This window comes from Salinicola tamaricis (genome assembly GCF_003006155.1).
Taxonomy (GTDB): domain Bacteria; phylum Pseudomonadota; class Gammaproteobacteria; order Pseudomonadales; family Halomonadaceae; genus Salinicola; species Salinicola tamaricis.
Genome location: NZ_CP023559.1, coordinates 2,447,881 through 2,462,657 on the forward strand (window position 1 = coordinate 2,447,881; position 14,777 = coordinate 2,462,657).

General features: G+C 67.0%; 13 protein-coding genes and 1 pseudogene. 12 read left to right on the forward strand and 2 right to left on the reverse strand.

What is annotated here, in order from left to right:
- Positions 1-38: 38 nt before the first annotated feature.
- Positions 39-2,560, reverse strand: a pseudogene (locus CN538_RS11265) (penicillin-binding protein 1A).
- Between the two features lie 291 nt (positions 2,561-2,851).
- Between CN538_RS11265 and pilM (CN538_RS25240) the strand changes: the two are divergent.
- From pilM (CN538_RS25240) to CN538_RS22845, 8 genes are all read left to right on the forward strand, one after another.
- The gene (pilM, locus tag CN538_RS25240) at positions 2,852-3,358 is read left to right on the forward strand and encodes a type IV pilus biogenesis protein PilM (protein WP_340638100.1); all 507 of its coding nucleotides are present in this window, start codon (positions 2,852-2,854) and stop codon (positions 3,356-3,358) included.
- The gene (gene pilM, locus CN538_RS25245; RefSeq protein WP_340638335.1) at positions 3,270-3,902 is read left to right on the forward strand and encodes a type IV pilus assembly protein PilM; all 633 of its coding nucleotides are present in this window, start codon (positions 3,270-3,272) and stop codon (positions 3,900-3,902) included. Before pilM (CN538_RS25240) ends, pilM (CN538_RS25245) begins: the two co-directional genes overlap by 89 nt.
- The gene (locus CN538_RS11275; RefSeq protein ID WP_242495009.1) at positions 3,899-4,282 is read left to right on the forward strand and encodes a hypothetical protein; all 384 of its coding nucleotides are present in this window, start codon (positions 3,899-3,901) and stop codon (positions 4,280-4,282) included. Before pilM (CN538_RS25245) ends, CN538_RS11275 begins: the two co-directional genes overlap by 4 nt.
- Positions 4,255-4,476, forward strand: coding sequence for a PilN domain-containing protein (locus tag CN538_RS22840; RefSeq protein ID WP_242495010.1), 222 nt, complete (start codon positions 4,255-4,257; stop codon positions 4,474-4,476). Before CN538_RS11275 ends, CN538_RS22840 begins: the two co-directional genes overlap by 28 nt.
- On the forward strand, positions 4,473-5,144 hold the full coding sequence (locus CN538_RS11280; protein WP_106419482.1) for a type IV pilus inner membrane component PilO: 672 nt from the start codon (positions 4,473-4,475) through the stop codon (positions 5,142-5,144). Before CN538_RS22840 ends, CN538_RS11280 begins: the two co-directional genes overlap by 4 nt.
- Positions 5,141-5,692 carry a pilus assembly protein PilP gene (locus tag CN538_RS11285; protein ID WP_106419483.1) on the forward strand — a complete coding sequence of 184 codons (552 nt, stop codon included), beginning with the start codon at positions 5,141-5,143 and terminating at the stop codon, positions 5,690-5,692. Before CN538_RS11280 ends, CN538_RS11285 begins: the two co-directional genes overlap by 4 nt.
- Before the next feature lie 80 nt (positions 5,693-5,772).
- The gene (locus tag CN538_RS11290; RefSeq protein ID WP_164999583.1) at positions 5,773-6,546 is read left to right on the forward strand and encodes an AMIN domain-containing protein; all 774 of its coding nucleotides are present in this window, start codon (positions 5,773-5,775) and stop codon (positions 6,544-6,546) included.
- Positions 6,547-6,639: 93 nt separating this feature from the next.
- Positions 6,640-6,921, forward strand: a complete 282-nt coding sequence (locus CN538_RS22845; protein WP_242495011.1) for a secretin and TonB N-terminal domain-containing protein — start codon at positions 6,640-6,642, stop codon at positions 6,919-6,921.
- Positions 6,922-6,942: 21 nt separating this feature from the next.
- Here the strand turns inward: CN538_RS22845 and CN538_RS22850 are convergent, their stop codons facing one another.
- Positions 6,943-7,167 (reverse strand): hypothetical protein, encoded by a 225-nt coding sequence (locus CN538_RS22850; protein ID WP_242495013.1) that lies wholly within the window; start codon positions 7,165-7,167, stop codon positions 6,943-6,945.
- Between the two features lie 197 nt (positions 7,168-7,364).
- On the opposite strand from CN538_RS22850, the gene CN538_RS22855 reads away from it, so the two are divergent.
- From CN538_RS22855 to gltB, 4 genes are all read left to right on the forward strand, one after another.
- Complete coding sequence (locus CN538_RS22855) at positions 7,365-7,880, forward strand: type IV pilus secretin PilQ (RefSeq protein WP_242495014.1); 516 nt, start codon at positions 7,365-7,367, stop codon at positions 7,878-7,880.
- Positions 7,880-8,434, forward strand: coding sequence for a shikimate kinase AroK (aroK, locus tag CN538_RS11300; protein WP_106419485.1), 555 nt, complete (start codon positions 7,880-7,882; stop codon positions 8,432-8,434). The genes CN538_RS22855 and aroK overlap by 1 nt, the downstream gene beginning before the upstream one ends.
- A gap of 38 nt (positions 8,435-8,472) precedes the next feature.
- Positions 8,473-9,585 (forward strand): 3-dehydroquinate synthase, encoded by a 1,113-nt coding sequence (gene aroB / locus CN538_RS11305; protein ID WP_106419486.1) that lies wholly within the window; start codon positions 8,473-8,475, stop codon positions 9,583-9,585.
- 719 nt (positions 9,586-10,304) lie between these two features.
- On the forward strand, positions 10,305-14,756 hold the full coding sequence (gene gltB / locus CN538_RS11310) for a glutamate synthase large subunit (RefSeq protein WP_106419487.1): 4,452 nt from the start codon (positions 10,305-10,307) through the stop codon (positions 14,754-14,756).
- The last annotated feature ends 21 nt before the right edge of the window (positions 14,757-14,777 follow it).

Consider the following 14,777-nt stretch of genomic DNA (forward strand, 5'->3'; position numbering starts at 1 on the left):
GCCTGCGGCGGGGCGGCAGGCACGCCGCCCGAGGCGCTTCAGAAGATCGCCTCGTAGGTGCCGGTGCCCTGGGAGCCACTCTGGTCTTCCAGCTCCGGCTTGATACCGCGGGGCTGGTAGTCGGGTACGTTCTGCTTGCGGAAGATCTCGTTGATGCCGCCGGGCTGGTCGTCGTGCAGGCGCTTGCCGGTATCGGGGTCGATGCGCACGCTGACGATATCCGCCGGCGCTTCGGGGATCACCTGCGGGGTGCCCTTGAGCGCCGGGCCCATGAACGCCTTCCAGATCGGCAGGGCGGCCTGGGCGCCGTACTCGGCGGTGGTCGAGTTGTCATCCTTGCCCACCCAGACGGTGGTCACCAGCGAGTTGTTGAAGCCGGAGAACCAGGCGTCGCGCTGATCGTTGGTGGTGCCGGTCTTGCCCACGATGTCGGCGCGATTGAGCGACAGCGCGCCGCGTCCGGTGCCTTTCTCGATCACGTCGCGCAGGATACTGCGCAGGATATAGAGTGCATCCGGCTCGACCACCCGGGGGGCGATGCGACGCGGTTCGCCGTCGACCTCGGTCTGGGTGGCGTCGGCGGCACAGTCGCGGCAGGCGACCAGCGGGTTGGCCTCCTCGACCACGGTGTTGTGGCTGCCCTGGGTGATCTTGTCGATGTACCAGGGCGACACCTGGAAGCCACCGTTGGCCAGTACCGCGTAGGCGTTGGCGATCTCCAGCGGCGTCAGCGAGGCGCTGCCCAGCGCCAGTGACAGACCGTGGGGCAAACGGTCACGGGAGAAGCCAAAGCGTTCGAGGAAGTTGAGCGCGTTGTCGAGCCCCAGCGACTGCAGCACGCGGATCGTCACCAGGTTGCGTGAGGTGTAGAGGCCCACGCGCAGTCGGGTAGGACCGAGGAAGCGCTGCTCGGCATTCTCCGGACGCCAGTCGTCGGCGCCGAACTGCTCCATCACGATGGGGGCATCGTTGATGATGGTCGCCGCGGTCATGCCGCCCTCTTCCAGCGCGGCCAGATAGACGAACGGCTTGAAGTTGGAGCCGACCTGGCGCTGGGCCTGGATGGCGCGGTTGAACTTGCTGGCGGAGAAACTGAAACCGCCCTGCAGCGCCTCGATCGCGCCGGTGTTGGGGTCGAGCACCACGATCGCGCCCTCGGCGCCCGGGCGCTGGCCCAGGCGCCAGTGATCGCCATCGCGCAGGATGCGTACCAGATCCCCGCGGCTGGCGATCGCCGCGGCATTGGCCGGCACGCCGCCACGCCACTTGGCGCTGTGATACTCCCGCGCCCACTTGAGGCCGTCCCAGTCGAGGGTAATTACCTTACCGTCGGCATCGAGCACGCGCATCTGCTTGCCTTCGGTGGAGATCACGATGGCCGGCTGCAGCGGACCATAGGCGGGGGTGCGCTCGAGCACCTTGAGCCAGTTGCTGACGTCACCCTCGACCCCCTGGATCGTGGCCTGGCTGCTCTGAGCGGCCTGGCGTGCGGTCTGGATCACCTCGGGGGACTCCGACAGCTCCTCCTCCAGGCCCTTGCGCTCGGTTCGGTCCTGGGCTTCGACCAGGCTCGGCGGGACGTCCTTCTCCTCCGGCCCGCGCCAGCCGTGGCGGGTATCGTAGTCGATCAGCCCCTGCACCAGCGCATCACGGGCCTCGGTCTGCAGGCGGCTGTCGAGGGTGGTGGTGATGCGGATGTTGTCGGTATAGGCCTTGTCGCCGAAGCGCTCGACCGCGTAGCTGCGCGCCATCTCGGCGACGTAGGGGGCATCGACCTCGGTCTGGGCGATATGCCGGCTAGCGGTGATCGGTGCCTTGACCGCTTCGTCGTAGGCGGCCTGGTCGATGAAGCCCAGCTCGCGCATGCGATAGAGGATCCAGTTACGCCGGATCAGCGCGCGCTCGGGGTTGGCCAGCGGGTTGAAGCTGGAGGGCGCCTTGGGCAGACCGGCGATCATCGCATACTGCGCCAGGGTCAGTTCGCCCAGGGGCTTGCCGTAATAGGTGTTGGCGGCGGCGGCGACACCGTAGGAGCGATTGCCCAGATAGATCTTGTTGACGTAGAGCTCGAGGATCTCGTCCTTGCTCAGAATCTGCTCCATCTGCAGCGCCAGCAGGATCTCGCGAATCTTGCGGGTGAAGGTCTGATCGAGCGTGAGCAGGTAGTTACGCGCCACCTGCATGGTGATGGTACTGCCGCCGGACTGAATATCGCCGCTGGAGGCCAGCTCCACGGCGGCGCGCGCCAGCCCCTTGGGATCGACCCCGGGGTGGGTGAAGAAGCTGGCATCCTCGGCCGCCAGCAGGGCGTCGATCAGCGGCTTGGGAATCTGATCGAAGCTCACCGGCATGCGGCGCTCCTCGCCGTACTCGCCGATCAGCTTGCCATCCTCGGTATAGATGCGCAGCGGTGTCTGCAGTTCGTAGTTCTGCAGCTGGTGGACATCCGGCAGCCCCGGGGCGAAGTAGAGCGCGGCACCGACCACCGCCAGCAGGCGCCGGCGCCGAGCGAGAGCAGCAGCCAGAAGGCGGTGGACAGGAGTCGGGTAAAGAGCTTCATGGGCAGAGTGCTATTCCTTGACGGAGGTCGGTGCGGCCGGTCGCGCGTCAGCCATCCCTGGCCTTGAGGATGTCGAACCAGCGGGCATTATATGGACGCGGCCGAATCGGGGCCAGTTTCCACCCCCTTCGGTTCCTGCAAGCAGCGCGCAATCTGTGTAACGAAATGTCTCAAGTCGGCCGCCTACCCGCCGTTAAACGGGATTGGGATGATCACGTCCCCCACTTTCGCTGCCCGCTAATGGGTTGCCTGGCGAGGTCAGACAGTGTTGCCCCCGAAAAGGTCCCTGAATTGTTACGCCTGAAACGATCCCAGAGAGGCCTGGTCGGGGTCGATATCACCTCCGCCACGGTCAAGCTGCTCGAGCTCGAGCGCCATGCCGGGCGCCTGCGCATCGACAGCTATGCCGTGCGCCCGCTGCGCGAGGGGGCGGTGGTGGAGCGGCGTATCCGCGATCAGCGCGAGGTCGTCGATACCCTCAAGCGAGCGGTCGAACACGGCCGGCTGAAGTCGCGCCGGGCGGTGGTGGCGGTGCCCAACTCGGCGGCGATCACGCGCAAGCTGACGCTGCCCGCCTCGCTCAGCGACGAGGATATCGAGGCACGCATCCAGATGGAATCGGACAAGTACGTGCCGTTTCCGCTCAACGAGGTCGCCTTCGACTTCCAGCGTCTGGGTCGCCATCGGCGCTACGACGACCAGCAGGGTGATGCTGGTGGCCTGCCGGGTACAGGATATCGAGCTGCTCACCGCGACCCTGTCCGAGGCCGGCCTCGAGGCGGTGGCGGTGGATGTTGAGGGGTTCGCGCTGGAGCGTATGTGGGGCGATATGGCGAGCCAGTTCGACAGCGCCGACGCCGTGGCGCTGGTCGATATCGGTGCCAACCTGTGCGCCTTCCACGTGCTCAAGGGCGGCCGCATCGTCTATAGCCGCGACAACCTGTGCGGTGGGCGCCAGCTCACCGATGCCATCAGTCGTCGCTACCGCATCAGCTTCGAAGAGGCAGGACGGGCCAAGAAGCGTGGCGGCCTTCCCGATGACTATCGCCAGCAGGTGCTGACCCCCTTCATCGATACCTTGATCCAGCATATCGGGCGTTCGCTGCAGCTCTACTATACCGCCGCCGGTCAGCAGGAGATCCGCCAGCTGGTGCTCGCCGGCGGCTCCTGCGTGCTGCCGGGCTTCGTCGATCGCCTGCGCGCTCAGAGCGGACTGGAGGCAACGCTGGCCAATCCGTTCGGTGACATGCGCGTGCATCCGCGCCTGGATGTCGACGCTCTGGCCGCCGACGCACCGGCGATGCTCACCGCCTGTGGGCTGGCCATGCGGGTGCGCGCATGAGTGTCGAGATCAATCTGCTGCCGTGGCGCGAGCGCGAGCGCCAGCAGCGCACCCGGCGCTTCCAGCGGGGCGTGCTGCTGGCGCTGCTGCTGGGGCTGGTCGCCGGTGGATTGATCGCCCTGCATCAGCAGGCGCTGGTGCGTGCGCAGCAGGCCCGCCTGGGGATGATCGAGCGCCATACCCAGCAATTGACCCGGGACATCGAGTCGGTGCGCGATTTTCGCCGCCTGCGCCAGCGCATGCTCGAGCAGATCGATCTGATCGGTACGCTGCAGGCGAGCCGGCCACTCACCGTCGAGGTCTTCGACCAGCTCACCGCCACGCTGGTCGATGGCTCCACTACACCAAGCTCGTGCGTCACGACCACACGCTCGAGCTAGATGGCGTCGCCGCTTCCAATCGTCAGGTCTCCGAGCAGATGCGGCGTCTCGCCGCCAGCCCGGTGCTGGGGGTGCCGCTGCTCTCTGACGTCAGCGCCGGTGACGGCGCCGATGCGCCGCGCCGCTTTCAGATGAGCGTCGAGGAACAGCCGGCGGCGGAGGCCACCGACGCACCCGCGGTGGCGGCGCCATGAGGGGGCTGCGGCGGTGCCGGCAGCGGCTGCGTGGCTGGGTGCAGGAGCAGGCGCGTCAGCTGCGCGAACTGCCTTGGCGCGAACTTGACCTCAAGGAGTCGGGCACCTGGCCCACCAGCCTGCAAGCGTTGATCGCGCTGGCGGTGTTCACCCTGGCCCTGCTGGCCATGCAGTGGCTGCTGGCATCATCGCCGCGGGCTGAGCACGCGCGTCTCGAAGCGCAGGAGACGCAGGCGCTTTCACGCTTCGAGACGCTCTCTTACCAGGCGATCAATCTGCCGATGATGCGCCAGCAGATGGGCGAGCTGAAGACGCGCATGCAGCGCGTGCTCGAACAACTGCCGAGTGATGCCGAGGTGCCCGCGCTGCTCGATGCGATCAGCGATGCCGCCCGCGAGCAGCAGTTGAGCATCGATAGCATCAAGCTCGAGCCGGCGGTGGCGCGCGAGTTCGTCTTCGAGCAACCATTCGATATCCAGGTACGCGGCGGCTATCACCAGATCGCCGCCTTCCTGGCCCAGGTCGCCGCCATGCCGCGCATCGTCACCCTGCACGACTTCACGCTGGCGCCAGTGGCGGACTCACCCACGCTGCGCCTGAAGATGCTGGCCAAGACCTACCGCTACCGCGAGACGGATGACGCCGCCGGCGCGGAGACTGGCTCATGATGCGCGCTCCGCGCCTGGGAGTGGCGATGGTCGCTTGCCTGTTGCTGGCCGGCTGCGGCGAGGCGCATCTGGATGCGCTGGAACGGCAGCTGCAGACGCTGCGCCAGAAGCCGGAAGGCAAGATCGCGGCGCTGCCGGAGATGCCCAGCTACTCGGTGGCGAGCTATCACGGCAGCGCCATGCGTAGCCCCTTCGCGCCCGCCGGGCAGGCCCTCGAGGCGCCGGTGTCGCCGGCCGAGCCCCGGGAGCAGCGCGAGCGTCAGCCGCTCGAGGCGTTTGCGCTGGAGAATCTTGCGCTGGTGGGCACGCTGAGTGTCGGCGACACACCGTCAGGGCTGATCCGGGCGCCGGACGGGCGTCTCTACCGGGTCTTCGTCGGCGACTATCTGGGGCGCGACCAGGGCCACATCGTGAAGATCACGCGGCGCAGTCTGAGCCTGGTGGAGCGCGTGCGCGACAGCCAGGGGGCGTGGCGCGAGCGTACCCGCCGGTTGAGCCTGGCCGCGACCGGCGAACAGGCCGCCGCCTCGCCGCAGAATTCGGGATGAGGGCCCGGGTACTGTCTGACAAGTCGACCAGCGCCAACCGCCGCGGCGATGGCCCCAAGCAGATCAGCAGGAGAACGAGCATGGCATGTCGATTCAGGTGGGTGAGCGGGCTGCTGGCCTTGCTGCTGCTGGGGCTGGCCGCACCGGCCTGGGCGGCGCCGAGTTTGACCGCGCTTGACTTCACCGAGCGCGGGCCTGGGCGTCTCGACGTCGAGCTGCACTTCAGCGGTGGGGTGCCGGAGGTGCGCGGCTATCGTACCGCCGCGCCGCCGCGGCTGGCGCTGGATCTGCTCGATACCACCAGCGCGCTGGCGCAGAGCCGCTTTGCACTCGCCAGTGGTGGGGTCGAGTCGCTGCGCGTGCTGTCCGCCCAGGGGCGTACACGGCTGGTGTTCGCCCTCGACGAGGCGCACGACTACCGCCTGGAGCGGCGTGCGGATCGTCTGGTGGTGCATCTGGGCGCCGCACCGGCGGCCAGTGCCGAAGCGATGACGCCAGCGCCGGGTTTCGTCGCCGAAGCCGGACGCGAGGCACCCGATGTGAGTCGCGCCGCTGCCACCAGCCGGCCACGGGTCACAGCGCTCGACTTTCGCCGTAGCGACACCGACCACGGCGAGCTGCTGGTGACCCTCGATCGACCCGGGGTAGCGGCCTCGGTCTCCGGGAGCGGGCGTCGGATCACTCTGACGCTGCCCGGCGTGGTGCTGCCGGACGCTCAGTACCAGACCCTCGACGTGAGCGACTTCGGCACTGCAGTGACCCCGTATCGTGCCGCGGCGCGATGCCGAAGGGATAAGCTTCGAGATCAGCGCGACGCGGGCGGTGGAGCCGCTGGTGACCCAGAACGGGCGTGAGCTGCGTGTAGAGCTCGCCCCTCAAGATGCAGGCACGCGCGCCGCGGCCAGCGGCAGCGCCGGCGCGCGACGCCGAGCTACAGCGGCAAGCCGGTGACGCTCGACTTTCAGGACATCCCGGTGCGGGATGTGCTCTCGATCATCGCCCAGGTCTCCGGGCTCAACGTGGTCGCCAGCGATAGCGTTCAGGGCAATGTCACCCTCAATCTGGTCGACGTGCCCTGGGATCAGGCGCTCGATCTGGTGCTGCAGAGCCGCGGTCTGGCGGCGCGGCGCACCGGCGACGTCATGGTGGTGGGCCGGCCGGCGAGCTGGCCAGCCTGCAGCGCCAGACCCTGGAGAGTCGTGAGCAGTCGCAGCAGCTGGCGCCGCTGATCACCGAGTTCGTGCGATTCGCTACGCCAAGGCCGACACCCTGGCCGGGCTGCTGCGCGGTGGCGAAGGGGTGGGGCTGATGTCCGAGCGCGGCCGGGTGACCGTCGATGTGCGCACCAATACGCTGATCCTGCAGGACACCGCGATCAGCTGGAGGCGATCCGGCGTACCATCGAGCAGCTCGACGTGCCGGTGCGCCAGGTCCAGATCGAGGCGCGCATCGTCATCGCGCGTGGACAGCGCCACGCGCGAGCTGGGGGTCAACTGGGGGATGTCTTCGCCGGCCGGCGGGCGCTTCAACCTCAGCGGCGCGCCGATGGTGACCCCTCCAGCTTGCCCACCACAGCGACGATCCTTCATCCTATGGCGGCGGTCTGGCGGTCGATCTGGGTAACGCCACTCAACCCGCCAGCGCCTTCAGCTTTGGCTATCTCTCGGGTGACGTGCTGATCGACCTGGAGCTGCGCGCGCTGGAGAGCGAGGGCAAGAGCCAGACCATCTCCCAGCCCAAGGTGATCACCGCCAACCAGCGCACCGCGGTGATCAAGCAGGGGCAGGAGGTGCCTTACCAGGAGGCGTCCTCCAGCGGTGCCACCACCACCGAGTTCAAGGAGGCGGTGCTGTCGCTGGAGGTGACCCCGCAGATCACCCCGGACGACCGCATCATCATGGATCTGCGGGTCAACAACGACGACATCTCGGACACCCGCTTCGATGGCGCGCCGGCGATCGACACCAACGAGATCCAGACCCAGGTGCTGGTCGACAACGGCGAGACCGTGGTGCTGGGCGGCATTCTCACCTCGGAGCAGCTGCATACGCTGTTCAAGACGCCCTTCCTCGGCGACATCCCGGTGATCGGGCAGCTGTTCCGCTATACCCAGGAGAGCAATGAAAAGGTAGAATTGCTGATCTTCATTACGCCCAAGATCATCGAGGACAGACTGGCCATTCGCTGATGCGGTCGCTTCCCAATCTTTTTCTCATCGGCCCCATGGGGGCCGGCAAAAGCACGATCGGCCGCCTTCTGGCGGCCGAATTGCAGCGCGAATTCCTGGATAGCGACCATCAGATCGAGGCGCGATGCGGGGCGAATATCCCGTGGATTTTCGACGTCGAGGGCGAGCAGGGGTTCCGCGACCGTGAGACGGCGATGATCGACGAGCTGACCCAGCGCAGCGAAGTGGTGATGGCCACCGGCGGCGGCGCGGTGATGCGCGAACTCAACCGCCAGTATCTGCGCGAGCGTGGCACCGTGATCTATCTGGCGACCACGGTCGAGCAGCAGATCCGGCGTACCGCCCGCGACCGCAACCGCCCGCTGCTGCGCCATGCCAATCCCGAGCAGGTGCTGCGTGATCTGTTCGCGCTGCGCGACCCGCTCTATCGTGCTACCGCCGATCTCGTCGTGCGCACCGACCGCCGCAGCCCCAAGAGCGTGGTGGCGGATATCGTGCGTCGGGTCACGCGGCTCAGTCAGCCGCTCCAGGCCGAGGTCTCGCCGCCGCGCTAGGCGTGCCGCTCCGTTTACTCGCAAAAGGGTCATCCGTCATGACGCAGTCTCCTTCCGCCGCCATGGAGTCGCTCGACGTCGCGCTCGGCGAGCGCGCCTATCCCATCCACATCGGCGCCGGGCTGCTCGACGAACCGGGCTGTCTGCTGCCCTATCTGGCCGGGCGTCAGGTGATGATCGTCACCAACGACACCGTGGCGCCTTACTATCTCGATCGGCTCCGTCACACCCTGAGCGGGGCGGATCTCGAGGTCTGCGAGGTGATTCTGCCCGACGGCGAGGCGACCAAGACCCTGGCCTCGGTGGAGCGCATCTGGGATGCGCTGCTGGCGGCCGGCTTCAATCGCCGCTGCACCCTGATCGCCCTGGGTGGCGGCGTGATCGGCGACATGGCCGGCTACGCCGCGGCGAGCTACCAGCGCGGGGTCGCCTTCATCCAGGTGCCGACCACGCTGCTGGCCCAGGTCGACTCCTCAGTGGGCGGCAAGACCGGGGTCAACCACCCGCGCGGCAAGAACATGATCGGCGCCTTCTGGCAGCCGCGTGCGGTGCTCATCGATACCCAGACCCTGGCGACGCTACCCGAGCGCGAGCTCTCGGCGGGGCTCGCCGAGGTGGTCAAGTACGGCCTGATCTGGGATGCGGCCTTTCTCGACTGGCTCGAACGCGAGATGCCGGCGCTGCGCGCGCTGGATGCTGCGGCGATTCGCCATGCCATTCGCCGCAGCTGCGAGATCAAGGCGGAGATCGTCGCCGAGGACGAGACCGAGCAGGGCGTGCGTGCGCTGCTCAATCTCGGCCACACCTTCGGTCACGCCATCGAGGCGCACCAGGGTTACGGCAACTGGCTGCACGGCGAAGCGGTGGGCGCCGGCATGGCGATGGCCGCGGCGCTCTCGGCCGAGCGCGGCTGGCTCAGCGCGGCCGAGGTCGAGCGCATCGGTGCCGTGCTGGCGGCGGCGGGGCTGCCGCAGACCGCGCCTGCCGCCATGGGTGTCGCCGATTTCCTCGAGCGCATGCGTCTGGACAAGAAGAATCTCGACAGCCGCCTGCGGCTGATCCTGCTCGAAGCGCTGGGGCGCGCCGCAATCCACGACGATACCGACCCGGCCATGCTCGAACGTCTGATCGAGCGCTTCCCCCGCGCCTGAGGGTGCCATGCCGCCCGCCTGGCGCGGGCATGACGCGTCCGCTCAGTCTTCCTGGGGCGGCGCGTCTGTCTCGCCCGAGACGATAGCGCCCGGCCTGTTGTGAAGCCGCTCGTTCTGGGCTCGACCCCGCCGGCGGCGCTCGTTCATCGCGCTGTCGTCTTCGTCGGGTCAAACGCTTCGTCGCTCCAAACTTCCGCTGCGCTGCAGTTGCCACCGTCACCGTCACTACCGCCGTTGCCGCCGTTGCCGACTGTGCCTCCGCGCCATAGCGCATATTCACATCTGCTGCGTCGAGGGGTTGATGGCGAGCTGAGGCCTCGGTGCCGTAATGGGATATACCCGTAATTGGCATGCACTATGTCGTATCGGCATGGGTTGGTGGGACGGTTTTGGGGTGTCAATGTGTAACAGGTTCTTGGCTTAGACTTTGGTCTAAACTGGCTCGCTAAGCCGTTGAGCTGTCAGGGTATTTTTTTAGTTATAAATATAAGTCACAGATTTTCAATGGTTTTGTCGCCTGAGTCAGGCTAGGGCGCGATTGCGTTGGGACGGGGGAGTGGCTATTCTGGGCGGCCTTTTGACGCCGTTTCGTGGCGCCAGCGTCGGCGCGGGGTGACGCTGAAAACCGGCTTTCAGCCCGGCTCAGAATAATAAAAAACCTTGCATTATCTCCCTGTATTTTACCGAACGCAAGTTCCCCTGTTCTGTGAGGCACGCCCATGATGAGAGGTCTTCACCAGCCCGGCGAATTCCGCGACAACTGCGGCTTCGGACTGATTGCGCACATGGAGGGGCAGGCCAGTCACGATCTGCTCGAGACGGCGATCGAGTCGTTGACGTGCATGACTCACCGTGGCGGTATCGCCGCCGACGGCAAGACCGGTGACGGCTGCGGACTGCTGCTCAAGATGCCGGTCGGCTTCATGCGCGAAGTGGCGCAGGAAGCGCTGGGCGTGGCGCTGGGTGAGCGCTTCGCCGTCGGCTGTGTGTTCTTCGCCGATGACGATGCGCGTGAAACCGAGGCGCGCCAGGTGCTGGAGCGCGAACTCGAGGCCCGCGGCCTGGCGGTCAAGGGCTGGCGCGACGTGCCCACCGATCCCAGCGTGTGCGGCCCGATGGCGCTCGACTGTCTGCCGCGCATCCGTCAGGTATTCGTCGAGGGCGACCCTTCGCAGTCGGACGCGGCCTTCAACGTCGAGCTGTTCATGGCGCGGCGTCTGGCCGAGCAGGCGCTGCGCGGCGATGAAGAGTTCTACGTCTGTTCGCTGTCGTCCAAGGTGGTCTCCTACAAGGGCCTGATGATGCCCGCCGATCTGCCCACCTTCTTCCAGGACCTGGGCGACCCGCGGCTGGAGACCGCGATCTGCGTCTTCCACCAGCGCTTCTCCACCAATACCGCGCCGCGTTGGCCGCTGGCGCAGCCGTTCCGCTTCATGGCGCACAACGGCGAGATCAACACCATCGAGGCCAACCGCGGCTGGGCCAATGCGCGCAAGGCCAACTTCGTCAGCCCCCTGCTGCCGGATATCGAAGGCCTCGACGAAGTCGTCAACACCACCGGTTCCGACTCCTCGAGCATGGACAACATGCTCGAGGTGCTGCTCACCGGCGGCATGGATCTCTACAACGCGGTGCGCATGATGGTGCCGCCGGCGTGGCAGAACGTGGAGACCATGGATGGCGACCTGCGCGCCTTCTACGAGTACAACTCCATGCACATGGAGGCGTGGGACGGCCCCGCCGGCATCGTCATGACCGAAGGTCGCCATGCGGTGTGCATGCTCGACCGCAACGGTCTGCGTCCGGCGCGCTGGGTGATCACCGACAACGGCTATATCACCCTCTCCTCCGAGATCGGCGTGTGGAACTACGCCCCCGAGTCAGTAGTGGCCAAGGGTCGCGTGGGCCCGGGGCAGATCCTGGCGGTCGATACCGAGACCGGCGAGGTGCTGCACACCGACGATATCGACCAGCGGCTCAAGTCGGCCTACCCCTACAAGCGCTGGCTCAAGGAACACGCCCACTATCTCGAGTCGGCGCTGACCGAGCTGGCGCGCTTCCAGCCGATGTCGCTCGACGAGCTCAACGTCTATCAGAAGATGTTCTCGGTGACCTTCGAGGAGCGCGATCAGCTGCTGCGCCCGCTGGCCGAGAGCGGCCAGGAGGCGGTGGGGTCTATGGGCGACGACACGCCGATGGCGGTGCTGTCGCGTCATAATCGCCTGCTCACCGACTTCTTCCGCCAGAAGTTCGCCCAGGTCACCAACCCGCCGATCGACCCGCTGCGCGAAGCGATCGTGATGTCTCTGGAGACTTGCTGCGGGGCCGAGCTCAACGTCTTCGAGGCGACCCCGGAGCACGCCAACCGGCTGATCCTGACCACGCCGATCCTGTCGCCGCGCAAGTTCACCGCGCTCGTCGAGCAGGATGACCCGGCGTTCGCGCCGGTGCGTCTGCCGCTGCACTACGATCCCGAGACCACCACGCTGCGTCAGGCGCTGCACGCGCTGTGCCAGCGTGCGGAGCAGGCCGCCCGTGACGGCAAGGTGCTGCTGGTGCTGTCGGACGCCGAGCTGGAACAGGGCAAGCTGCCGATCCAGGCGCTGCTCGCCACCGGTGCGGTGCACCACCACCTGTCCCGGCTGGCGCTGCGCCCGCGCGTCAACCTGATCGTCGAGACCGGCTACGCCCGTGACGCCCACCAGATGGCGGTGTTCTTCGGCGTCGGTGCCACCGCGATCTACCCCTACCTGGCCTATCAGGTGATGGCCGACATGCACCGCACCGGCGAGCTGGTGGGCAACCCGGCGGATACCCGCGAGAACTATCGCAAGGGGATGCAGAAGGGGCTCTACAAGATTCTGTCGAAGATGGGGATTTCGCAGATCTCCTCCTATCGCGGCTCGCAGCTGTTCGAGGCGGTGGGGCTCGGCAGCGAGGTGATGCAGACCTGCTTCACCGGAATGATGTCGCGGATCGAGGGTACCGGCTTCAGCGAGCTGCAGATGCAGCAGGAACTCTCCGCCCGAGATGCCTGGATTCCGCGCAAGGGGCTCAAGCAGGGCGGGCTGGTCAAGTTCGTCCATGGCCACGAGTACCACGCCTACAACCCGGACGTGGTGATGAAGCTGCAGCAGGCGGTGCAGCAGGGCGACTATACCCAGTGGAAGGCCTTCGCACGCCTGGTCAACGAGCGGCCGGTGGCGACGGTGCGCGATCTGCTGCGTCTGAAGCCGGCCCCCGAGCCGCTGGCGCTCGACGAGGTCGAGCCGGTCGAGGCGCTGCTGCCGCGCTTCGACAGCGCCGGCATGTCGCTCGGCGCACTGTCGCCGGAGGCCCACGAAGCGCTGGCCCAGGCGATGAACGAGACCGGCGGGCGCTCCAACTCCGGTGAGGGCGGCGAGGATCCGGCGCGCTACGGCACCATCCGCTCCTCCAAGATCAAGCAGATCGCCTCCGGGCGCTTCGGCGTCACTCCGGCCTATCTGGTCAACGCCGAGGTGCTGCAGATCAAGGTCGCCCAGGGCGCCAAGCCCGGCGAGGGCGGTCAGCTGCCCGGTGGCAAGGTCAATGAGATGATCGCGCGGCTGCGCTATGCAGTCCCCGGCGTGACCCTGATCTCGCCGCCGCCGCACCACGACATCTACTCGATCGAGGATCTGGCGCAGCTGATCTTCGACCTCAAGCAGGTCAACCCGGCGGCCCAGGTCTCGGTCAAGCTGGTCTCCGAGCCGGGCATCGGCACCATCGCCACCGGCGTGGCCAAGGCCTATGCCGACCTGATCACCGTCTCCGGCTACGACGGCGGTACCGCGGCGAGCCCGATCACCTCGATCCGTCACGCCGGCAGCCCGTGGGAGCTGGGCCTGCCCGAGGTGCACCAGGCGCTGCGCATCAATGGCCTGCGTGACAAGATCCGACTGCAGACCGACGGTGGGCTCAAGACCGGCCTCGACGTGGTCAAGGCGGCGATTCTCGGCGCCGAGAGCTTCGGCTTTGGCACCGCGCCGATGGTCGCGCTGGGCTGCAAGTACCTCAAGATCTGCCACCTCAACAACTGCGCCACCGGGGTCGCCACCCAGCACCAGGAGCTGCGCGACGAGCACTTCCGCGGCACCGTCGACATGGTCAAGCACTACTTCCGCTTCATCGCCGAGGAAGTGCGCGAGCTGATGGCGCTGCTCGGGGTGCGCAAGCTCACCGATCTGATCGGGCGCACCGATCTGCTCGAGTGTCTCGAGGGCGAGACCGCGGCACAGCGCAAGCTCGACCTGACGCCGCTGCTGGCCAACGACTTCGTCCCTGCGGATGCGCCGCAATTCTGCCAGGTCAGCCGCAACGTGCCCCACGACCCCGGCGCCAAGAATCAGGAGCTCTACGACGCCCTGATCGGCGCGATCGAGGCCAAGTCCGGCGGCGAGTTCAGCTTCACGATCACCAACTGTGACCGATCGGTGGCCGCTCGGGTCTCCGGCGAGATCGCCAAACGCTACGGCGAGGCGGGTCTCGAGGATGCGCCGATCACGGCGCGCTTCACCGGCGTGGCGGGGCAGAGCTTCGGGGTGTGGAACGCCCGCGGCCTGCACCTCTACCTGGAAGGCGACGCCAACGACTACGTCGGCAAGGGCATGAACGGGGGCAAGGTGGTGATCACGCCGCCGCGGGCCAGCCGCTTCAACAGCCACGAGACGGCGATCATCGGCAACACCTGTCTCTACGGCGCCACCGGCGGCAAGCTGTTCGCCGCGGGCACCGCCGGCGAGCGCTTCGCGGTGCGCAACTCCGGTACCCACGCGGTGATCGAGGGTGCCGGCGATCACTGCTGCGAGTACATGACCGGCGGTCTGGTCTGCGTGCTCGGCAAGACCGGGATCAACTTCGGTGCGGGCATGACCGGCGGCTTCGCCTATGTGCTCGACGAGGACCGCGGCTTCGTCGATCGCTACAACCACGAGCTGGTGGAGATCCATCGCATCAACACCGAGTCGATGGAGGCCTATCGCCGCCATCTGCGCGAGGTGATCACCGAGTACGTGGCAGAGACCGGCTCCCGGCGTGGGCGCGAGATCCTCGAGGATTTCTCCGACTTCATCCGCCACTTCTGGCTGGTCAAGCCCAAGGCCGCGAGCCTCAACGGCCTGCTGGCCCAATCCAGGCGCCAGCCAGAATAAGCAGCGGCGTCAGCCAGAATG